This is a genomic window from Pectobacterium aroidearum (assembly GCF_015689195.1).
GTDB classification, from domain to species: Bacteria; Pseudomonadota; Gammaproteobacteria; order Enterobacterales; family Enterobacteriaceae; genus Pectobacterium; species Pectobacterium aroidearum.
Genome location: NZ_CP065044.1, coordinates 2,764,343 through 2,784,963, shown reverse-complemented (window position 1 = coordinate 2,784,963; position 20,621 = coordinate 2,764,343). Strand labels below are relative to the sequence as shown.

The window sequence follows — 20,621 nt, the reverse complement described above, 5'->3', positions numbered from 1 at the left end:
CGTACAGATGTGTCAACTTTTGCTGCCACCTGACTTCATCCGGTGCAAACGAAAGGGTATTATCAACAGCAATAGCCATATCGTGTCTCTTGAAGAAGGTAGCCGTTGATGCATCTGGAAGTGATTTGTGAAGACCGCATTGGTATGGTCCGTGAACTGCTAGATCTGCTGGCGTCACGCAATATTGATTTACGCGGCATCGAAATTGCCCCCATTGGTCGTATTTACCTCAATTTTGCCACCCTCGATTTCGATGCTTTTCGTCTGTTGATGACGGAAATCCGTCGCATTGAAAACGTGAGCGATGTGCGCACTGTGGCGTTTATGCCGTCTGAACGTGAACATCGGGCGCTGAATGCGCTGCTGGAATCTATGCCGGAACCGGTGTTCTCGCTGGATATGAAAGGGAAACCGGAGTTATTTAATCCCGCCGCGCTGGCGCTGTTTGAGCAATCGGCAGAGACCATCAGCGATTTGACGATTGGCAGCATGATTCCCGGTTTCAATTTTGCCAACTGGCTGGAAAAAAGTAGCACCGTCGTCGCTGAGCGCGTAGTGATTCGCGGTCAGGATTTCTTGCTGGAAATGACGCCGGTCCGTCTGGACGATGATGACGGTAAAACCGCCACGGCGGGAGCGCTGGTGATGCTGAAATCGGCGGCTCGCATGGGGCGGCAACTACAGAATCTCACCGTAAATGATGAAAATGAATTTGATCACATCGTTGCCGTTAGCCCGAAAATGCGTCAGGTGGTTGAGCAGGCACGCAAACTGGCAATGCTGGATGCGCCGTTGCTGATCGTCGGCGACACGGGGACGGGCAAAGATATGCTGGCGCGAGCGTGCCATTTGCGCGGACCACGTGGCAAGAATCCTTTCCTGGCGCTGAACTGCGCGGCGTTACCCGATGATGTGATGGAGAGTGAACTGTTTGGCCATGCGCCCGGTGCGTATCTCAATGCGCAGGAAGGTAAGAAAGGGTTCTTTGAGCAGGCTAACGGCGGTTCGGTTCTGTTAGATGAAGTCGGTGAAATGTCAGCGCAGATGCAGACTAAGTTACTGCGTTTCCTGAATGACGGGACATTTCGTCGCGTGGGCGAAGATCACGAAGTTCATGTGGACGTGCGGGTGATTTGCGCAACCAAGAAAAACCTGTTGGAACTGGTGCAGCGCGGCGAGTTCCGGGAGGATCTTTATTATCGCCTCAATGTGCTCACGCTGATGTTACCGCCGCTGCGTGAGCGTCCGGCGGACATTATGCCGCTGGCCGAGCTCTTTGTGGCGCGGTTTGCCGATGAGCAGGGGATTCCACGGCCTAAACTGGCTCCAGATGTGGAACATTTCCTGCCGCAGTATGGCTGGCCGGGTAACGTTCGGCAGTTGAGGAATACCATTTACCGAGCGCTAACGCAGTTGGAAGGCAACGAACTGCATATGCAGGACATCGATCTCCCGGCGTTTTCGATTGATGCTCCACAAGATGAAACCTTGCTTGACGGCTCGCTGGATGACATCAACAAACGCTTTGAGCGCTCCGTACTGACCCGTCTTTATCAATCCTATCCAAGCACGCGCAAACTGGCGAAGCGGTTAGGGGTATCGCACACGGCGATAGCCAACAAACTGCGGGAATATGGACTTAGCCAACGTAAAGCGGCGGGGGACGACGAGGAATAAATAACAAAACGGCTGCGCAAGCAGTAATGCCAGTCAGTTAAGCGACTGACTGGCAGTTTATCTACGGGCCTTACTGTATTTTTGGGGCCTTTCTTTTACTATTCGTGGGAAGGCCCTTTCCCTTCTTATCGGTAATTTCACCAGTTGTCCCTGGCTTTCAAGATCACGCATTAGTTCCGGGATGCGGCCCGGTGAAGCACCCTGTAGTGTCATCAGCATTCGCATCACCATTCCGCACGATTCTGAGAAGCTCAGCTGATTTGGCCAGTATCCTTTCAGATGTCCTGCCATTTTAATCATCTGATATCTTACAAGATTATAGGCCAGTAATACTCCCCATAACTCCTGCTCCACGAGCTCAGGTTTCTTACTTCGCAGTGTCAGCCTGCTCAGTTGCATCGTCTGCTTTATCTCACGGTAGCCCAGCTCGATTTCCCACCGGTGGCTGTACAGGTCCGCCATCTCTCCACCAGGGAAGCGCAGCGCATCCGTCATCGACGTCAGCAGATGACAGACCTTTCCTTTGCGGGTCAGTGTCAGTAGCCGTGCTGTGATTTCCTCCCCCAGACCCGGCCACTTTTTACGGGCCTGTGGACTGGTTTTCAATTTTACCAGATGATCACCTTTACCCAGCTTCCTGACCTCTTCATACTGCGCCCCCTTTTTCAGCGGGATCAGCCAGTGCCGGTGTTTCCCCGCCTGATTCCAGGCATTCAGCAAACCCAGTGCGTAATAGCCTTTATCGAGTAAAGTCAGCGTGTTATCACCTGTCTGTGCTATCAACTGTTCTGCAAGCGCATTTTCACTCTCTTTCATCGTGCCAAAGGCTGCTGCCGTCAGCAGATGGCTGGTCAGCTCCATCTGGCAGACCATTTTTACCTGTGGATAGAGTCCCGGTTTTCCGCCATGTGTCTGGCGCGGGAAGGCGGCATCATTTTCTGGTGTATCCGGCGTTCGCCAGACCACGCCATCCACGGCCAGCAGAGTCAGGCCACACCAGTGTGGATGTGGCGTTTCACTATGCCAGAGCTGTGCAGTTTGTGTGAACACACGGCGAACGGCCTCACTTCCCAGGCGCTGGCGAGCCTGAATCACGGCACTCGGGGCGACAAAGGGACGGTTACCCGGCAGCATAATATCCAGACGGTTAACAATCTGGTGAAGGGGCTCTTTACGTTCAAGCGCCATGCCGACAATGCACCAGACCATCATTTCAAGCGGGAGACGCCGCTTGCGTAGCGTGACCGTGCCGGACTCGGCGAGACAACGTGAGACGAGTTCGGGGTCGAGATAATCCCCCAGAGAAGTCAGTGGGTTACGCAAAGAGTCGTAATGGGATACCAGATCAAGAGCCTGTCCAATGTGCATAAAAAAATCCGGAAACGGGTGAGCATTTCCGGATTTTTACACAGCCACTGGATCGGTCAACCGATCCTTAACTGATCGGCATTACTGCGCAAGCAGCCGTTTTAGTATGAGAAGAAAGATAGCAGATTCAGGCATACCATAAATCAGAAGATGTAGGGAGCGTGAAGCGGTCTGTAATCATTTCTGAGTGTAATTGAATATATTGGTCAACGAGCTGATCCATATTACTGGCATGTGAAGCAGCTGCATTGGAATAGTTAGGAACAACAAGAGATTTGAATTTTAATCCAAGATCGCCAGCATTATAGTTTTCAATGATAGCTTCTGCGGGATCCAGATTAGCAAAAGAAGCCGATACGAGCAGTGTTGTGCCGGACAATGTATAACGAACAATAAATTGATCGCCCAGCGTTTCATCAATCATATCTCTGCTTCCCCCAAGTGCAGGCGAAAAATTCATAGGGTTAGGGATAGCAGGATAAAATACAGCAGTATCACCATCTTGAAGTGCCACTTCTCCTCCGGGATTTGGCGAGTTACTGCGAACAATAAATCCCCCTTTTAATTCTAAACCAAGGTCTTTTTGGTTAGTTAACTGGTTTATAGATGAAAGATTAATGTAAAGTTTGTCATCGCTATCAGCATCTTTGATAGTATTCACCCCCTGGGTAATAACGAATTTATCTGCACCTCCGTTTCCGTAAATAATATTTTCGCCTCTTCCGCCAACAATAATATTACTGTCGCCATTTCCGTATAATACATCATTAAATGATGAACCAATGATGTTCTCCATATTTTTGATTGTCAGGGAACCGTCACCTTCAAAGGGAAATACAACTTCATTACCGATTAACGAAATTTCTACTCCATGGTTAATATGGGAAAGGTCAATCGTGTCGCCATATCCGGACTTAGAACCTAATAGATCCACAATGATGTGTTCATTAGATACAGGGAGTTCCTTTATAATAATCGTGTCAGAATTATTTGTTCCTTCGAGTTTTTCTATGCTATAAGCATAATCATGTCCTTTATAAATACTATACCCTTCAGATGGTGATTTATCGACAGAGAATCTCCAGTTATACAAAGGGCTATCTATTTTTTCAAAACTAATACTGAGTTTAAGAGGGACTGCGTTATCGCCACCATCCCGAGTAGCGTGATAGGATAAGGTATCGTAACCTGGCCCACCATCAATAAGCGCACTGCCGGGAATTAGACCTAAATAAGTCGTAGGGACACCAAGGATGTTGTCATTTCCTATACCAGCATGCACGATGTAATTAAGATAGTTTGCTCTGTCACCTATCCAAAAGTCCTTATAATCATCATCGCCTTGACTACCCGATGAGAATCCTAAATTTGTAGTTTGAAATAAAACCTTATCATAAGGTAATTTATTACCGGCTAAAAACGGATGGTCAACTGGCAGCGCGTAGGTTGTGCTAATAAAATTATTGGTTTGCTCGATAATCTCTTGCTGTGATTTATCGACATTTTCAAAGCTGCGAATAACGGCGTATATAGACTCTAGCAAATTATAACTATCAATGGTTTCCTGGTTAGCCTGCAATGCGGCAATCAAGTCATAAGTTCCGCTATGTTCTTTTATTATGCGGTCTACAATACCGCTCCCTGTACGGATTTCTGCATTAATTTCTTCTGTGGTTAATAACCACTCTTCATAAAACCGATCATAGCCTAAGAAAGGGAAAAGCATTGTACCAGCCCAGCCTGTAAAGTCACCTTCTGGATAAATGTCACCTTGAAATACCTTTCTGGCCGCTTCACCGCCGTCTAATACACCTAGCCCTTCTAATCCGGGAAGTAAGCCGTTGTGGTTAAGTATATTTCTAACCAACTCAAATCCTATATTGTTAGAGGCCTCATTGACTTTATTGTTAAGTATACTTAATTCGAGGTCGCTCAGTTCTCCATAACGTAATTCATACTGTATCTTGGTATAATTCCTAATAAAAACGGAATATACGCTTGAATCGTTATTGACTTCACGAGCGCCCTGTAACCAAGTATATACCTTGAAGTATTCACCTATGTTTATGCTGGGTACAGGAAGATAACTGAGGATTTTATCATATAGTGGGACAGCGAGCGATTTCGCTCCTGAATTTGCCAGAGCTGTCTGTTCAATAAGTAATTTTTCAAGCTCTTTTTGTTGATGGGTTGATAAGATAAATCCACCATTTCCGTAATGGTATTCATATGTGATCGCCATATATCTATTTCCATATATAAAATTAAATTAGGGGGGGCTCTTCTTCCAGGGATAATCTTTAACCACAGCCTGTTCTAATTCCGCTCTCAAGTGTTTATCAAAATCAATAACCTCTGTCAGCGGAAATTCTTTGGGTTTAAATTCATAGCGAAGGTTCACCGTAGGGAAAATTTTATAACCGACTTCGCAGTCGGTTCCTCCAGAAATGGCAAACATACAAAAAATAGCGAGTCTCTGATTAAAAGGGGCGGAATATACCTCAGGATCAATCAGCCAGCTTCCTGCCTCCTCCACATCATATCGATCCGGGCGTGCAGGGTTTTTCTCATATAAACAGGCCGTCATGTTAGGAACCAGACCTGTCTGTTTTGGCCGCGTTTCACACATTTTGTCGTAGAGCATATGTAATCGAAATCCCCAATGATCCGGCGTTGAGCTGAATAGCTGGAATTTCCGTAACGGCCAGGCTTTGGGCCAGTCAGGACGATCGCCCAGCTTTCCGTTGAAATTGCGACTGAACAATAAACTTTGCTGACTCAGCGGATTGCCTTTACACCCGAGAGGCTCGCTAGGATCGGGTGGGAGTGGCAGGGTTTCGCCATCGCGTAAAACAGGGTCGTGCAGTATGCTGAGCTGATCGATAGAGATGTGGAATACCGTATCCCGCAAGGCAACATAGGCTTTGCCTTCTGGATCAGGGGTATGGCATTTCAGAGGATCAAACGTGAATGCAGCTTCACTGCTTTGGCTAAAAGCGAGGCCTGAAAATAAAGCCGCTATTTGAAGGGGAAGTAATAATATTCTCAACAGCCATCACTCCTGTGAATAGCACTAACATACCAGAGTTAGTCATGGTGCAATTACTTTCTATTTTCCACATTCATTATTCTACACAGAAAATAGTAGTTATTATTGGCATCGTACTTGCTGCGATGAAAACGCCAAAGTATGGCGAGAAAGTCTGTATAAGATGAGTATTATCAAAAAACGATACATTCATATCATAAACGTGATGAAATAAATCATTAATAAAAATTAATATATCAAATAGAGACAAGATGATTAACAAAAAACCCAATTATATGTATGGGAATCGATAGATATCAAAATAACAAAACGGCTGCGTAAGCAGTAATGCCAGTCAGTTAAGCGACTGACTGGCAGTTTATCTACGGGCCTTACTGTATTTTTGGGGCCTTTCTTTTACTATTCGTGGGAAGGCCCTTTCCCTTCTTATCGGTAATTTCACCAGTTGTCCCTGGCTTTCAAGATCACGCATTAGTTCCGGGATGCGGCCCGGTGAAGCACCCTGTAGTGTCATCAGCATTCGCATCACCATTCCGCACGATTCTGAGAAGCTCAGCTGATTTGGCCAGTATCCTTTCAGATGTCCTGCCATTTTAATCATCTGATATCTTACAAGATTATAGGCCAGTAATACTCCCCATAACTCCTGCTCCACGAGCTCAGGTTTCTTACTTCGCAGTGTCAGCCTGCTCAGTTGCATCGTCTGCTTTATCTCACGGTAGCCCAGCTCGATTTCCCACCGGTGGCTGTACAGGTCCGCCATCTCTCCACCAGGGAAGCGCAGCGCATCCGTCATCGACGTCAGCAGATGACAGACCTTTCCTTTGCGGGTCAGTGTCAGTAGCCGTGCTGTGATTTCCTCCCCCAGACCCGGCCACTTTTTACGGGCCTGTGGACTGGTTTTCAATTTTACCAGATGATCACCTTTACCCAGCTTCCTGACCTCTTCATACTGCGCCCCCTTTTTCAGCGGGATCAGCCAGTGCCGGTGTTTCCCCGCCTGATTCCAGGCATTCAGCAAACCCAGTGCGTAATAGCCTTTATCGAGTAAAGTCAGCGTGTTATCACCTGTCTGTGCTATCAACTGTTCTGCAAGCGCATTTTCACTCTCTTTCATCGTGCCAAAGGCTGCTGCCGTCAGCAGATGGCTGGTCAGCTCCATCTGGCAGACCATTTTTACCTGTGGATAGAGTCCCGGTTTTCCGCCATGTGTCTGGCGCGGGAAGGCGGCATCATTTTCTGGTGTATCCGGCGTTCGCCAGACCACGCCATCCACGGCCAGCAGAGTCAGGCCACACCAGTGTGGATGTGGCGTTTCACTATGCCAGAGCTGTGCAGTTTGTGTGAACACACGGCGAACGGCCTCACTTCCCAGGCGCTGGCGAGCCTGAATCACGGCACTCGGGGCGACAAAGGGACGGTTACCCGGCAGCATAATATCCAGACGGTTAACAATCTGGTGAAGGGGCTCTTTACGTTCAAGCGCCATGCCGACAATGCACCAGACCATCATTTCAAGCGGGAGACGCCGCTTGCGTAGCGTGACCGTGCCGGACTCGGCGAGACAACGTGAGACGAGTTCGGGGTCGAGATAATCCCCCAGAGAAGTCAGTGGGTTACGCAAAGAGTCGTAATGGGATACCAGATCAAGAGCCTGTCCAATGTGCATAAAAAAATCCGGAAACGGGTGAGCATTTCCGGATTTTTACACATCCACTGGATCGGTCAACCGATCCTTAACTGATCGGCATTACTGCGTAAGCAGCCGTTTTTTCAATACTGACAGTGCGAATAGCTGTCAGTGTTGTTTATTTCAGAACAGCCAGTGCGGCGTCATAGTCTGGTTCAGTGGTGATTTCGTTCACCAGCTCGCTATGCAGCACGTTGTCGTTTTCATCCAGTACAACAACCGCGCGAGCGGTCAGGCCTTTCAGCGCGCCATCAGCGATAGCAACACCGTAGTTTTCTTTGAACTCACCGCCACGCAGGGTAGACAGCACAACGACGTTGTTCAGACCTTCCGCGCCGCAAAAACGGGACTGAGCGAATGGCAGATCGGAAGAAATACACAGAACAACGGTGTTATCCAGCTCAGAACCCAGCTGGTTGAATTTGCGCACGGACGCGGCACAAACACCGGTATCGATGCTTGGGAAAATGTTCAGGATTTTGCGCTTGCCAGCATAGTTGCTGAGTGGGGTATCTGACAAATCTTTAGCGACCAGGGTAAATGCCGGGGCTTTGCTTCCTTTGGCTGGGAATGACCCTGATACTGGCACAGGATTGCCTTGAAAATGTACGTTCTGTGACATGTTTGCGTCCTTAATTACAGGTGATTAACACGCTGCTCAGTTTAGGGCAACATTAGCAACATTGGTATAAAAATTATCATTAAAATTGCTGGCTTAGCAGCGCAACCATCGCGTTAAGGTAGCACTCGCTGGCGGCGTCTGCCGAGATTGGCGGAAGCTCAGCGGTAATACAATGGAGCGAACGATCGGCGCACCAGCTTCCGAAAGAGCCAGGTGTGTCGTAGCCGATACTCGATACTAACGGCAGCTCGCATTGCTGCGCCAACCATCGACCCAGTTCGGAACGATGTGGATCTTCAATGCAGGCGAGTGGCTCATGAAAAGAGACAACCCAGTGGGGATTAAGTTTCTCAATCAGTGTGCAAAGGGCTTTCGTTTCCGGTTCTGAACCGGCGGTTTCACCCGTAGATAACTCAACATCGCGTTCATCCGCCGCGCTATTCCAGCGGTAGACGGTTTTCCCCGGCTGCCAGTTACTGGCTGGAAAATTGCGGTTGAGGTCGACGCCGTTAGCATTGGCGCGCAGACCCAACTGACACCCGTCCGGGTTAACGGCAAGAATGACGTGATGGCGACGCTGCCCAGAAAAGAGCGTACGCAGCGCGCAGGAAAGCGCCACCACCGCTGCGGTTTCATCACCGTGTGTTCCAGCAATAATCAGCCCGCTCTCCGAGGGCGCTAGCTCGGCGGGGAAATACAGCAGCGGTGCGCCCAGCAGCGATTTCCCATAAGGTTCGCCCAACGACGGCAAATTGCCTCGCTGCTGGCGTGCCTGAAGAGGAATGATCGTGTTTTCCATGATATTGCCCTGTGGTTGCGTATGCGTTTCATCATAAAAAAATCGACCTGGAGACGCAAACGGCGATGTGAGCTGACAAATTGCGGGGGATCGCTGGATGATAGCGCTGATTTCTGACTATTATATTCTTCAATCATTTCATTATGCTTTCAGGTCAAATCATCATGCACTCTAGATATTCTGCATTTTATGTCGCGTTGATGGCGGCCATGGCGGGCAATGCCGTCGCGGCACAGGTTCCGGCAGGAACGGCTCTGGCCGAGAAACAGGAAATCGTCCGCCACATTAAAGATGAACCGGCTTCTCTCGACCCGATAAAAGCGGTGGGGCTGCCGGAAGCACAGGTGGCACGTGACTTATTTGAAGGGTTGGTCAATCAGGATGCCAAGGGGAACATCGTTCCGGGCGTAGCGCTACGCTGGCAGACGACCGATAACCGCACGTTTGTTTTTACCTTGCGTGATAATGCCCGCTGGTCTAACGGTGACCCCGTTACGGCAAACGATTTTGTCTACAGCTGGCGCCGTCTGGTGACACCTGAAAACAGCTCGCCGTTCTCCTGGTTTGCCCGGCTTGCAGGAATTCAGAATGCCGAGCAGATTCTGGCGGGCAAACTGCCTGCCGATCAGCTTGGCGTGACGGCGGTCAATGACCATACGCTGAAAGTGCAGCTCAGCAAGCCAGTCCCTTATTTTGTCAGCCTGACGGCGAATTTCAGCCTGTTTCCGGTACATCAGGCTACGGTAGAAAAATTCGGGAGCGACTGGACGAAACCGGGTAACCTGGTTGGCAATGGCGCGTTTAAGCTGGATCAGCGCGTGGTGAATGAGAAACTGGTGCTGACGCAGAATCAATATTATTGGGATAACGCCAACACCCGCCTGACAAAGGTGACCTTTGTTCCTATCAATCAGGAATCGAACGCGACAAAACGCTACCTGTCCGGGGATATTGATATCACCGAATCGTTCCCTAAAAACCTGTATCAAAAGCTGCTGCAAGATTTGCCCGGTCAGGTTTATACGCCGGATCAGCTTGGCACGTATTATTACGCATTTAACACCCAGCGGGCGCCGACCAACGATGCCCGAGTAAGAAAAGCGCTGTCTTACGCTATCGATCGCAAGGTGATTGCGGAAAAAGTACTGGGCACGGGGGAAAAACCGGCCTGGCACTTCACGCCGGATGTCACCGCAGGCTTCAAACCGACGGAAAGCCTGTTGCAACAGTATTCTCAGGATGAACTGGATGCGCAGGCAAAAGCGCTGATGGCGGCGGCGGGCTATGGTCCAAACAATCCGCTGAAATTATCGCTGCTGTACAACACCTCAGAAAGCCACCAAAAAATCGCAATTGCCGTGGCGTCCATGTGGAAGAAAACGCTGGGGGTTGACGTCCGTCTGTCCAACCAAGAGTGGCAAACCTACATCGACAGTCGCAATAGCGGTAATTTTGATGTCGTGCGGGCGTCCTGGGTGGGGGATTATAACGAGCCGTCGACATTCCTTTCACTACTGACTTCGCACCATAGCGGTAACATCGCGCGCTTTAAAAATGCGAATTACGATCGCGTACTGGATGAAGCGGGTAATCAAACTAACCCGCAGGCGCTGAATGCCGACTATAACCGGGCAGAGCAGATATTGATGGATGAAGCACCGATTGCACCGATCTATCAATATACCAACGGACGTTTGATCAAACCGTGGGTGAAAGGTTATCCCATTACTAACCCTGAAGACGTGGCCTACAGCCATATGCTTTACATCGAGAAGCATTAAACACATCGAATGATGTGGCGATAACGCCGGCGTGGTCATGATGGTCATTCCGGCTGACCATCGCACAGTTGATAGTAAAAGAATTAATAGCAAAAGAGCGATAGCAAACACCGTTGGAGGCAAGACGTGGAATCCTTTGCAGGAAAAGAGTTGCAACACAGCGGTGCGGTTCATGCGTATCAGTTGGATGGAAAGGGGGGCATAACCCCGATTGGCGAGCAGGACGTGGTTAACAGCGAGAAACCCTGTTGGCTGCACCTGGACTCTACATTGCCTGCCAGCGCGCGCTGGTTGAATAAAACGACTCTGGTGCCGGATAGCGTGCGCAATGCGCTGGCAGGGGAAAGCATTCGCCCCAGAGTGACGCGTTTGGGGGATGGCACGTTAATTACGCTGCGCAGTATTAATCTGAATGCCAATGCACGGCCAGATCAACTGGTGGCGGTTCGGGTATTCATTACCGACAAGCTGATTATCTCTACCCGACGTCGTAAAGTTCTAGCTATTGATGAGATTCTTACCGACCTGAAGGAGGGCAATGGGCCAACGGACAGCGGAAGCTGGTTGGTTTCGATTGCGGAATCATTGACCGATCACACCAGCGAGTTTATTGATGATTTGCATGAGAAAATCATCGATCTGGAAGACGATTTGCTGGAGCAAAAGATTCCACCGCGCGGTGAGCTGGCGCTGATCCGCAAACAGCTCATTGTGCTACGCCGTTATATGACGCCACAGCGCGATGTGTTCTCACGTATTTCCGGCGAGAAATTGCCCTGGATGCAGGATGACGATCGCCGCAGAATGCAGGAAATTGCCGATCGACTAGGGCGTGGGCTGGAGGATCTGGATGCCAGTATTGCGCGCACCACGGTACTTTCGGATGAAATCACCGCGTTGATGACCGAAGCGATGAATCGCCGTACCTATACGATGTCGCTTTTGGCGATGGTTTTTTTGCCGACGACGTTCTTAACCGGTCTATTTGGCGTCAATTTAGGGGGAATTCCTGGCGGCGATGCACCGTTTGGTTTTTTCACGTTCTGCCTGATGTTGGTGATATTGGTTGGCGGCGTTGCATGGTGGTTAAAACGCAGTAAATGGCTATAGCGACTTGCGGTGTGTGGGTGCGCAGATAATCACAAACTGTCGCGAACGGCTAAAAAACCACGCGTAAATTGAGCAATATCAACATTTTTTACCCTGTTGTACGGCACTATCATTCTCGCAGGTGAATGCAACGTCAAGCGATGGGCGTTGCGCTCCATATTGTCTTACTTCCTTTTTTGAATTACTGCATAGCACAATTGATTCACACCATGCCGACAGTTTTGTCGGCTTTTTTTTGTCCTTCGATCCCACTTTTGCCTGTTCATCCCACACAATGCTGCCAAATGCCTTTGGCATTTTATTATGGTTGGCTACGCGCACCTCCCTTCGGGCCGTCGCAAGCGACGTTATAAAATGCCTTTGGCATTTTATTATGGTGGGCTACGCGCCACCCCCCTTCGGGCCGTCGCAAGCGACGTTATAAAATGCCTTTGGCATTTTATTCATTAGCTTACTATGCTTAAGGGGAAGGGTTGGTACTGACTGACCATCCGTAACGCATGTCTGTACTGCTTCAGTAGCTGGATTTGCTTTAACATTATCCAACACCGAGGAGGAAAATATGCTCACTCAAGGCGCAGCGGATTATCTGCAAGCCGATACGGTTCCGGTTGAACCGATTCCCATTATACCGAATGACCCGACACCTCGTCCGCTTCCCGATCCACCGCCCATTCCTGACCCGCCACCGACAGGGCCGGAACATGAACCGGTCACTGAACCACCGCAAGGCCGATAACGGCGCTGTACACGACAGAAAACGGAAATAAAAACGGTGGCGAAACAGCAACTGCTGCTTCTTGCCACCGTGTTCAGCGTCTTAATGCTATTCCTGACGAGAATGTTACGCTTATTTAATTTCCAGCACATCGAGGCGGGTGAGCGACGGCGCTTCTTCATCGTCTTCCGGTTGCCAGCCAACAGGCTGTAATGGCAACTCTTCACGGTCGAAAGCCAGATCGCCACCATCCACCACGTCACTACCGTGACGAATACCTTTGAAATCAAACAGCGCATGATCGGCGAGATGAGAAGGCACAACATTCTGCATAGCGCTGAACATAGTCTCAATACGGCCAGGGTAGCGTTTGTCCCAGTCGCGCAGCATATCTTTAATCACCTGGCGTTGCAGGTTTGGCTGCGAGCCGCACAGGTTGCACGGAATAATCGGGTATTGACGAGCTTCAGCAAAACGTTCGATATCTTTTTCACGGCAGTACGCTAGCGGGCGGATAACGACATGTTTGCCGTCATCGCTCATCAGCTTCGGTGGCATGCCTTTCAGTTTTCCACCGTAGAACATATTCAGGAACAGCGTTTGCAGAATATCGTCGCGGTGGTGGCCGAGGGCGATTTTTGTCGCGCCGAGTTCTGTTGCAGTACGGTATAAAATCCCGCGACGCAGGCGTGAACACAGTGAACACGTAGTTTTGCCTTCTGGAATCTTATCTTTCACAATCCCGTAGGTATTTTCTTCGACGATCTTGTATTCCACGCCGATGCTATCAAGGTATTGCGGCAGAACGTGCTCTGGGAATCCAGGCTGCTTCTGATCTAAATTCACCGCGACCAGAGAAAAATTAACGGGCGCGCTCTGTTGCAGATTGCGCAAAATTTCCAGCATGGTGAAGCTATCTTTCCCGCCGGACAGGCACACCATAATGCGGTCGCCTTCTTCAATCATATTGAAATCAGCGATAGCTTCGCCGACGTTACGCCGCAGGCGCTTTTGCAATTTGTTTAAATTGTACTGAGTTTTTGGGTTAATCTCTTGTTTTTCTGACATTTTTATCTGTGCTCGTTGCAAAAGGCGTTGCGGATGGAAAACGGTTCGGCGCAGACGCTAACACGGTCTGCGTAATCATGGCGTGTATGGTACGGATTACAGCGACGAATACCAGATCGTTTTACACCAGCGTTCCACAATGGCTCTATGGTGCCGCATGTGTAACTGATTTTTTGCTCACGGTGCGTGTTCTGGATAGAGAAACGAAGCGTAAACGCTGAATTTCAGTGAGGCCATATTCTTTGTGGTGATAGATAATATCGTTGGTACGCTTGTTCCCCGCGATTTTCATTGGAGATTGAAGTGCTTCCAGAGCCGGTTTAAGCAAGGTGACTGTACGGATACCAGACTGAGTTTTAGGAGGGCCAAAGTGCCCGAGGATTGTTAAATTACGTGAGATATGGATAACACCTGCATCCAGGTCTATATCTTCTCAGGCTAATGCGGCTAACTCACCATGGCGTAGCCCGGTGTAAAATGCCAATTGCCATAGGTTCTTGCTTTGCCCCGACAAACTACCGATAAGCTGGTCAAACTCATGCTTAAGTAACGGAGCGGGGCGTGGGCGGCTTTTTTGCAGCTTCTTTATCCCCTACAAATGGCCTACCTGATATAAAACCAGAGCGGTGCGTAAAGCGGAGTAGTGAGCAGAGCAGGGCAGTGGGATAGCGTGTTTCCCCGTGCAGTAGCTGGCTTCTGTAGTCCAAAATATCATTTTGGCTAATATCACCCTGCGCATGCTTCAGCCGCCATAGTTGTGCGGCATACGAAAACCGCTCAGGTTGCGCAGTGCGGCAATGCCGTTCCGCCTCCGTTTGCCGAAGTGCTTGTGCGTGCAAATCTGCCGGAAATGTGCGCCGAACGTGAAGAGGTAGCCGCATGACAATAGCTACCCGCACCAAATCACCTAAGAAGCACAAAACCGAAGCGCTGGGCGTTCTGCTGCCCGGCAGCGGCATCAAGTATTGTACCGATCACGATCGTGACGTAATGAAAGGGGTGCCAATCGGCACTCCGATCTTGCTCACACCTATCGGCGACCGGCGTAATATCAAACATCATCGTAAATTCTGGAAATTACTTGAGCTGGGTTTTGCGTACTGGGAACCAGAATGGGCGTTTGTCAGCAAATCGGAGGCATGGATAGCCCAGGAAGTTGCCAAGGAGCTGGCGCAGGAAGCGGGCGATTTATCGCTCTATGACAACGTGACGAAGGGCATTGCGGTGCGGGTATTGGAAAGGATTGCAGCCCAACGCCGCCAGCGTTTTGATCCTGAAGCGGTTAAAACCAAAGATGCTTACTTGAATCACGTCATGGTAAAGGCCGGATTCTATGATTTGGCACTTAATCCTGATGGTGGCACGCTTAAACAGCGTTGGAGCATTGCATTCGTCAATATGGGGCAAGAGAAGTTCGACAAGGTTTACCGCGGCGTATTTGGCGTGATCTGGAACGAGACGTTGAGCCAGTATTTTGCTGATCAATATGAAATGGAACAAGCTGTTAGCCAACTGATGAACTTTTGATTATGATGAGAAAAATTTCCTGCTTTCAGAAGCAAAGCGCTACGTGAGTCTGCCCGAGGGCAGGCTTGTAGGTTGCAGATCTCTGGCATCTGTAACGCTAATCTCGAAACAACGGTATTGTGCCATCTTCCCAGCCCTACGCATGGGATGGGGTATAAAGGTGACGATTTCTGGGCTGTCTATGGCTGTTCATCTTGTCACGATGTGATTGATGGGCGTGTGTCGTATGATTGGCGGGCAGGGGAGAAGGAGGAAATATTTCTCAGCTCATTATATTACACATTAAGAAATCAATATTAACAATAATATTATAAGAGTGAATATGAAAAATAAAAAAGGCAGTCAAGAAAGACAATATTTTTGGGTGACAAATAATGAGAGTTATCATAAGGAAATTCCTGGCGGATATCTACATTCTGTCGTTGGTATTGGGACTAAGAATGGGTATAGAGAAACATTAAATCTCGTAAGAGAAAACGATGTGATTTTTGTTTGTCATGCTGGTTACATTAGTGATATCGGCTTTGCAAAAACTAACGCGAAGCACGAAATAATTAATGGGTATAATGACTACAGTGTGTCCGTTGTGTTTTATTCTCTTAAAAACCCGATGAGAATTTCTAAAAAATCCGAACATAAAAATCATTTGGTTGCTATAAAGGGAAAAGACTATCCGCCGATAACTATTGAAGGTACCCCCCATCAAAGATCTTATATATCTAAGATAAATATTGATATGGCTACATACATTATGGCTTGCACTTCTATTTATTTAGATGCCAATAAGGTGATAAATATAAAAAAAGATAAAGTTGGTAGAGTATCAGATTTTGAGAAATTTCTTTCTAAGTTAACTGATTCTCATGTCATTCAAACGCTAAATCAATTTCCTAATATAAGTTTTGAAAATTATTGCTATAAACACTCAAGTACATATGATCTGATTTATGATGGGAAACGGTATGCACCTAAACAAGTTTTAGGGTTTTCAGTGAAACACATTATAAATAGACCATTAGTATCTTCAGAATTTAGTGGGGGGGATGATTCAATAAGCTTTTCAGTTTTGAGAAATTTAGGATTTGAAATAATCCTTAAGACTGCTAATGAAAGTTTATCTGTTAATAATAAATACAACAGGGAAGAAATTTGTAACCTTTTTGAGCCCAATTATAAGTTCACTCCACAATCAGGGAAGTGGGGAGTGTCTGGAATAGTAAAAATTGATAAAGATGTTGTTTTTATTGTAACTTTGGAAAAACCACATGAAGGTAATCCATATGGGGATTCTTTGTCAGATGATGGTTTACTGAATTGGAAAACCCAGACAAAAATGAGTATCAACGATGAATTTGTTCAACGTCTTATTGGACATGATCACAATACTAGCAATATTCATCTATTTTTGAGATATAATAAGAAAGATAAGTACTCATATTTAGGACTTCTTCGATATGAGTGGCATAACGGAAATAGTTCTAATCCAGTGCATTTTAAATGGCGGTTAATAAACTCGGTTATTAGTAGAAAATTAAATGATCTTTTTGATTCGAGCAATCTTGTACATAGCATTCCATTAGTTAGTGATGCCGATGATTTTGATCCTGCGAATTTTTTTCTTAAAGAGGAAGAAAACAACAGGAAATATAAAGAGAGAACGTCGACCGTTTATAAAAGTCAACGAGAGATATCAGAGATTGATCGAGCGGCAGCAGATGAAAGGAATTCGAACTTAGGAAGTCAGGGGGAGTTGTTGGTTTTGCATTATGAAAAAAACGAGTTGATAAAAGCAGGAAGGGCAGATCTTGCAGAGAAAGTTAAACAAGTATCGGAAATGAACTGTGCGGCTGGATATGATATCCTTTCCTTCGATTCTGATGGGAATGAGAAATATATTGAAGTTAAAACAACTATGGGTGGTAAAAATACGGTTTTTTATATTTCTGAAAATGAAGTGAAAGTATCAAAAGCTTGTGAAGAAAAGTATTTTATTTATCGTGTTTATAATTTTGATGTAAAGAATAAGACATACCAACTTTTTACCCAGAAAGGGGCGGTGGAGCTGAATTTCACTTTAAGCCCAGTTAGTTATCGAGCTGCAATCTTATAGATTGAGTGGGTAGATAATATCGTTGTTGATGGTGTTGGCATCGGCGATTATCTACTGCATATCCCAAATGAGGGAAAACGTGGACCGAAGGCAGCGCGTGATGCAAAGCGGTTGGGTGTTCGTGCTGGTGTGCCAGATCTGTTTCTGGCTTTTTCTCACTGTGTGTGGATTGAGATGAAAGCTAAGGGAAATACGTACAAGTCTCTTGCCAGTGGAATTGCATCTGATATTGGTGATCCTCCGACGAGATTTGTTGGAGGGAGTAACTGAGAATAACTATACAGGTGCTAACTGATCATTGATGCCTCACTGAGTAGGGCATCAATGATCCTATATAGTAGGTAGTTAGAGTATTTATTTTTTTTGTCTTTGTAAAATGCATTTAAAAGGGTGCATTTTATTTTCATTATCTGCATATGAAGAAAAAAAACCTTCAAAAACACGACCGTTCTTTATAAGCATTAAACTTAAACTACCTCTATCTATATTGGAAGGATCATCATTCTCATATTCGCCCGTAAAGATAAGGTTTTTGAATGATCCTTTCACTGAGTATGTATGTATTTGACTTGCCCCTCCTATTTCAATAATATTTGCGGTTATTGTATGTCCTGATCTTTTTATTTCCGCCCTAATTTCAATAGGTACGACAGCGATAGATATTTTTATAGTTGATGATTCGTGATTGCTTTCTTCTCTATCATTCCCATCATTTTTTAAAATCAATTCCGCATCAACTTTTTCCTCTTTTCCCTTGCTGTCAATTAGTAATGCTGAAACTCCTGTTTCTTTTTTGATCTCTGTTTTGCTATTTACGTTACTCCCCATCTTTCTCTTTGATATTATCCCCATGACTATTTTTTGTCGTCTTTTATCAATTTGATCAATTCCAATATAGGGAATTAGCATACCCTCCCAAATTCCTTCTACTTTAGTGTCTTTATATAGGATGTTTTCTAACCAAGGAGTGATATTGGAACGCCATAAGAAAGAAAATATTACTACAATCAAGGATGTAACTATTCCACTTATAATTCCATTGCTTATTGTTTCTACTAGGTCTCGATTCTGTTGATTGGATAACTCGATCCATTTCCATAAGAAAAATAGAGATAAAGCCAAGGAGGAGTAACAAATAAACTTAAAAATCCATGAAGTGTTTCTCAATTCAATTATCTCCATTTGCAACTGATTTTTGTATTTTAAATAAATCAGTAAAATAAAAATCATTTAATTAGCTTAAAATATCTTGGTTTTGATTACACTGAAATCGATTTTTTAATGTTAAAATAAGAAGGACTGACCAAATGGCCATAGCTATAGAGCAACTTATCAGAATGCGTGATCCGCGCTGTATGAGCATTGAATCACTAAATGTTGAGCGCGGGCAAGGTATTCTTTCCAAGGATCAGATCGTTGGTGCTTTTGCCGTCACACAGCAATACCATTCCATTGGCTTTGATGTGCTAATGGCAAAATATCGTCACGATAGCCAGGCAGAACAACGTATTCGAGTTGCGATTTCTAACTGGGTAAAAACTCGAACTCACCTTATGTACTCAGTCCCTGCCTGTCAGTTGGCGCTAAGCATAGTGCTTGAGCGTAATCTTCCCGCGCAAATCGATCATATCGCCGGGCTACTGTGCAGATACGGCGCTAAAGCAGCGCAGGCGCGCAAGAATACTGATGCTTTGCGCTCAGAGATTAAGCAACTTGAAAGGCAGCGCTGCCGCGAGAAGGTGAGCCACGCTGATTACATCAGCGCGGGGATAGAAATCGCCGAGCTAAATGAGCGAATTGGTTATGAGCGTAAAGCGTTACGGGAATGGTCGGAACGCCAGGCGGCGCAATTGAATGTCTGCCCACGCTGTAACGGCACGGGGAAAACGCTACGCCCAGCCATTGTGGTGTGTAATGAATGTGGTGGTAACGGGCATATTGCGCCGACGTTCGAGCATCTGCGTAAATCGCTGGCTATCATAGGGGCTGTGATAGCCGCCGGTGAATGGCCACAATATTTGGATCTGGTTAAACGCTGTATGCGCTGGTTGTATGTTGAAGAGTCTCAGGCGGTTAGTACCCTGAGCGAGAGAATTCATAACGAAATTGATTAATAGCATGAGCCAGATTGACCCCACATCAGATACGCGCTAAATTCGCGAAAGATACCGGAGTATGCCTTAAAAAGCTGCTCCGGTTTTTTATTGGTCAGTCCTCAAGCCTGCATGGTTCGCCCAGCAGGCTTTTTTATTTCCTGCACATAGAGCGTGTTATGTCCAAAATTCTCACCCTTTTAGATTACCGGGTCGCCGCGAGTGGTTTGGGGGTTCCGGTTGCTACGGTTAAAGCTGTGACGGAAGTAGAAAGTAATGGCAGCGGATTTTTACCGGATGGTCGGGTAAAAGTGCAATATGAGCCGCACGTCATGTATCAGCAACTGACGAAACATTTCGGCGGTGATCGGGCAAATGCTGAATTAGCGAAACATCCTGATCTGGTGGCTCGTAAACCTGGTAGTTATCAGTCCACCGATAAAGAGGATAAAGATATGGACCGGGCTGCGACAGTTATTAATCGCGGCTGCGCGTTGCAATCTGCATCATGGGGAGCATTCCAGGTCATGGGTTACCACTGGAAAACTTGCGGCTACCCGACATTACAGGCTTTCATTAACGCCCAATACACAGCGGCCGGCCAACTCGATACGTTCGTGCGCTTTATTAAAGCGGATAACAAACTGCTATCGGCGCTGAAAAGTCGGGATTGGGCAACCTTCGCCCGAATTTACAACGGCCCAGCGTATGCCAAAAACCGCTATGACACCAAACTTGATAGCAATACCAAGGGGCAGCGTAATGGAATGGTTGTCCCGACTGTGGGAGCAATTTCAATGGGCGGTAGCCGGGCTCATTGGTGCACTGATATCTGTACCATTCCAGAGCGACTTAAGAACGGCACGTGGGATCGCGATCTTTGTTTTCACGGGTAGCGCCTGCGCCCACTATCTGACAGGCATTGTTGGCGATTATTTCAATATCAATCCTTCGTCGGCAGGCGGCATTGGCTTTCTTCTGGGGGCGTTCGGCGGTTCGCTGATTGCCG

The 20,621-nt window shown here is 47.1% G+C and carries 18 protein-coding genes; 10 read left to right on the top strand and 8 right to left on the bottom strand.

Annotation, left to right across the window (positions count from 1 at the left end):
• Window positions 1-108: 108 nt before the first annotated feature.
• Window positions 109-1,677, top strand: coding sequence for a transcriptional regulator TyrR (tyrR, locus tag I2D83_RS12440; RefSeq protein ID WP_181848709.1), 1,569 nt, complete (start codon window positions 109-111; stop codon window positions 1,675-1,677).
• Window positions 1,678-1,734: 57 nt separating this feature from the next.
• On the opposite strand, the gene I2D83_RS12435 is transcribed toward tyrR, so the two are convergent.
• The 6 genes from I2D83_RS12435 to mpaA form a co-directional block, all read right to left on the bottom strand.
• Window positions 1,735-3,045: an IS4 family transposase gene (locus tag I2D83_RS12435; protein WP_182101296.1), complete on the bottom strand. Its 1,311-nt coding sequence runs from the start codon at window positions 3,043-3,045 to the stop codon at window positions 1,735-1,737.
• A gap of 127 nt (window positions 3,046-3,172) precedes the next feature.
• Window positions 3,173-5,287: a calcium-binding protein gene (locus tag I2D83_RS12430; protein WP_181844831.1), complete on the bottom strand. Its 2,115-nt coding sequence runs from the start codon at window positions 5,285-5,287 to the stop codon at window positions 3,173-3,175.
• A 27-nt stretch (window positions 5,288-5,314) separates the two neighbouring features.
• Window positions 5,315-6,094: a hypothetical protein gene (locus tag I2D83_RS12425; RefSeq protein WP_181844832.1), complete on the bottom strand. Its 780-nt coding sequence runs from the start codon at window positions 6,092-6,094 to the stop codon at window positions 5,315-5,317.
• A gap of 358 nt (window positions 6,095-6,452) precedes the next feature.
• Window positions 6,453-7,763, bottom strand: a complete 1,311-nt coding sequence (locus I2D83_RS12420) for an IS4 family transposase (RefSeq protein WP_182101296.1) — start codon at window positions 7,761-7,763, stop codon at window positions 6,453-6,455.
• A 139-nt stretch (window positions 7,764-7,902) separates the two neighbouring features.
• The gene (gene tpx, locus I2D83_RS12415) at window positions 7,903-8,406 is read right to left on the bottom strand and encodes a thiol peroxidase (protein ID WP_015840539.1); all 504 of its coding nucleotides are present in this window, start codon (window positions 8,404-8,406) and stop codon (window positions 7,903-7,905) included.
• A 79-nt stretch (window positions 8,407-8,485) separates the two neighbouring features.
• Entirely contained in the window at window positions 8,486-9,205 is a 720-nt protein-coding gene (gene mpaA, locus I2D83_RS12410; RefSeq protein WP_181828704.1) for a murein tripeptide amidase MpaA, read from the bottom strand.
• A 164-nt stretch (window positions 9,206-9,369) separates the two neighbouring features.
• Here mpaA and I2D83_RS12405 point away from each other — a divergent pair, with 164 nt between their 5' ends.
• The 3 genes from I2D83_RS12405 to I2D83_RS12395 all read left to right on the top strand — a co-directional run bounded on the left by I2D83_RS12405 (window position 9,370) and on the right by I2D83_RS12395 (window position 12,835).
• Window positions 9,370-10,986 carry a peptide ABC transporter substrate-binding protein gene (locus I2D83_RS12405; protein ID WP_205946616.1) on the top strand — a complete coding sequence of 539 codons (1,617 nt, stop codon included), beginning with the start codon at window positions 9,370-9,372 and terminating at the stop codon, window positions 10,984-10,986.
• A 126-nt stretch (window positions 10,987-11,112) separates the two neighbouring features.
• Window positions 11,113-12,096, top strand: coding sequence for a zinc transporter ZntB (gene zntB / locus I2D83_RS12400; RefSeq protein WP_015840536.1), 984 nt, complete (start codon window positions 11,113-11,115; stop codon window positions 12,094-12,096).
• 562 nt (window positions 12,097-12,658) lie between these two features.
• The gene (locus tag I2D83_RS12395) at window positions 12,659-12,835 is read left to right on the top strand and encodes a hypothetical protein (RefSeq protein ID WP_015840535.1); all 177 of its coding nucleotides are present in this window, start codon (window positions 12,659-12,661) and stop codon (window positions 12,833-12,835) included.
• A 111-nt stretch (window positions 12,836-12,946) separates the two neighbouring features.
• On the opposite strand, the gene ttcA is transcribed toward I2D83_RS12395, so the two are convergent.
• The gene (ttcA, locus tag I2D83_RS12390; RefSeq protein ID WP_194430309.1) at window positions 12,947-13,882 is read right to left on the bottom strand and encodes a tRNA 2-thiocytidine(32) synthetase TtcA; all 936 of its coding nucleotides are present in this window, start codon (window positions 13,880-13,882) and stop codon (window positions 12,947-12,949) included.
• Window positions 13,883-14,639: 757 nt separating this feature from the next.
• Between ttcA and I2D83_RS22505 the strand changes: the two genes are divergently transcribed.
• From I2D83_RS22505 to I2D83_RS12375, 4 genes are all read left to right on the top strand, one after another.
• On the top strand, window positions 14,640-14,765 hold the full coding sequence (locus I2D83_RS22505) for a hypothetical protein (protein ID WP_264041736.1): 126 nt from the start codon (window positions 14,640-14,642) through the stop codon (window positions 14,763-14,765).
• On the top strand, window positions 14,762-15,409 hold the full coding sequence (locus I2D83_RS12385) for a DUF1367 family protein (protein WP_015840532.1): 648 nt from the start codon (window positions 14,762-14,764) through the stop codon (window positions 15,407-15,409). The genes I2D83_RS22505 and I2D83_RS12385 overlap by 4 nt, the downstream gene beginning before the upstream one ends.
• Before the next feature lie 72 nt (window positions 15,410-15,481).
• Entirely contained in the window at window positions 15,482-15,709 is a 228-nt protein-coding gene (locus tag I2D83_RS12380; protein ID WP_071821001.1) for a nuclease domain-containing protein, read from the top strand.
• Window positions 15,710-15,731: 22 nt separating this feature from the next.
• Window positions 15,732-17,519 (top strand): DUF3427 domain-containing protein, encoded by a 1,788-nt coding sequence (locus I2D83_RS12375; protein ID WP_015840531.1) that lies wholly within the window; start codon window positions 15,732-15,734, stop codon window positions 17,517-17,519.
• A gap of 354 nt (window positions 17,520-17,873) precedes the next feature.
• Here I2D83_RS12375 and I2D83_RS12370 read toward each other — a convergent pair whose 3' ends face one another.
• Window positions 17,874-18,749, bottom strand: a complete 876-nt coding sequence (locus I2D83_RS12370; RefSeq protein ID WP_205946615.1) for a hypothetical protein — start codon at window positions 18,747-18,749, stop codon at window positions 17,874-17,876.
• Between the two features lie 125 nt (window positions 18,750-18,874).
• On the opposite strand from I2D83_RS12370, the gene I2D83_RS12365 reads away from it, so the two are divergent.
• Both I2D83_RS12365 and I2D83_RS12360 read left to right on the top strand, forming a co-directional pair.
• Complete coding sequence (locus I2D83_RS12365; protein ID WP_230458218.1) at window positions 18,875-19,633, top strand: TIGR02642 family protein; 759 nt, start codon at window positions 18,875-18,877, stop codon at window positions 19,631-19,633.
• Between the two features lie 158 nt (window positions 19,634-19,791).
• Window positions 19,792-20,508, top strand: a complete 717-nt coding sequence (locus I2D83_RS12360; protein WP_071821000.1) for an N-acetylmuramidase family protein — start codon at window positions 19,792-19,794, stop codon at window positions 20,506-20,508.
• Window positions 20,509-20,621: the final 113 nt, after the last annotated feature.

What these genes read in the sequence shown, in the direction of transcription:
- tyrR (WP_181848709.1), top strand. Translation starts at nt 109, where the DNA reads ATGCATCTGGAAGTGATTTGTGAAGACCGCATTGGTATGGTCCGTGAA.
- I2D83_RS12435 (WP_182101296.1), bottom strand. Translation starts at nt 3,045, where the DNA reads ATGCACATTGGACAGGCTCTTGATCTGGTATCCCATTACGACTCTTTG.
- I2D83_RS12430 (WP_181844831.1), bottom strand. Translation starts at nt 5,287, where the DNA reads ATGGCGATCACATATGAATACCATTACGGAAATGGTGGATTTATCTTA.
- I2D83_RS12420 (WP_182101296.1), bottom strand. Translation starts at nt 7,763, where the DNA reads ATGCACATTGGACAGGCTCTTGATCTGGTATCCCATTACGACTCTTTG.
- tpx (WP_015840539.1), bottom strand. Translation starts at nt 8,406, where the DNA reads ATGTCACAGAACGTACATTTTCAAGGCAATCCTGTGCCAGTATCAGGG.
- mpaA (WP_181828704.1), bottom strand. Translation starts at nt 9,205, where the DNA reads ATGGAAAACACGATCATTCCTCTTCAGGCACGCCAGCAGCGAGGCAAT.
- I2D83_RS12405 (WP_205946616.1), top strand. Translation starts at nt 9,370, where the DNA reads ATGCACTCTAGATATTCTGCATTTTATGTCGCGTTGATGGCGGCCATG.
- I2D83_RS12395 (WP_015840535.1), top strand. Translation starts at nt 12,659, where the DNA reads ATGCTCACTCAAGGCGCAGCGGATTATCTGCAAGCCGATACGGTTCCG.
- ttcA (WP_194430309.1), bottom strand. Translation starts at nt 13,882, where the DNA reads ATGTCAGAAAAACAAGAGATTAACCCAAAAACTCAGTACAATTTAAAC.
- I2D83_RS12385 (WP_015840532.1), top strand. Translation starts at nt 14,762, where the DNA reads ATGACAATAGCTACCCGCACCAAATCACCTAAGAAGCACAAAACCGAA.
- I2D83_RS12375 (WP_015840531.1), top strand. Translation starts at nt 15,732, where the DNA reads ATGAAAAATAAAAAAGGCAGTCAAGAAAGACAATATTTTTGGGTGACA.
- I2D83_RS12370 (WP_205946615.1), bottom strand. Translation starts at nt 18,749, where the DNA reads ATGATTTTTATTTTACTGATTTATTTAAAATACAAAAATCAGTTGCAA.
- I2D83_RS12365 (WP_230458218.1), top strand. Translation starts at nt 18,875, where the DNA reads ATGAGCATTGAATCACTAAATGTTGAGCGCGGGCAAGGTATTCTTTCC.
- I2D83_RS12360 (WP_071821000.1), top strand. Translation starts at nt 19,792, where the DNA reads ATGTCCAAAATTCTCACCCTTTTAGATTACCGGGTCGCCGCGAGTGGT.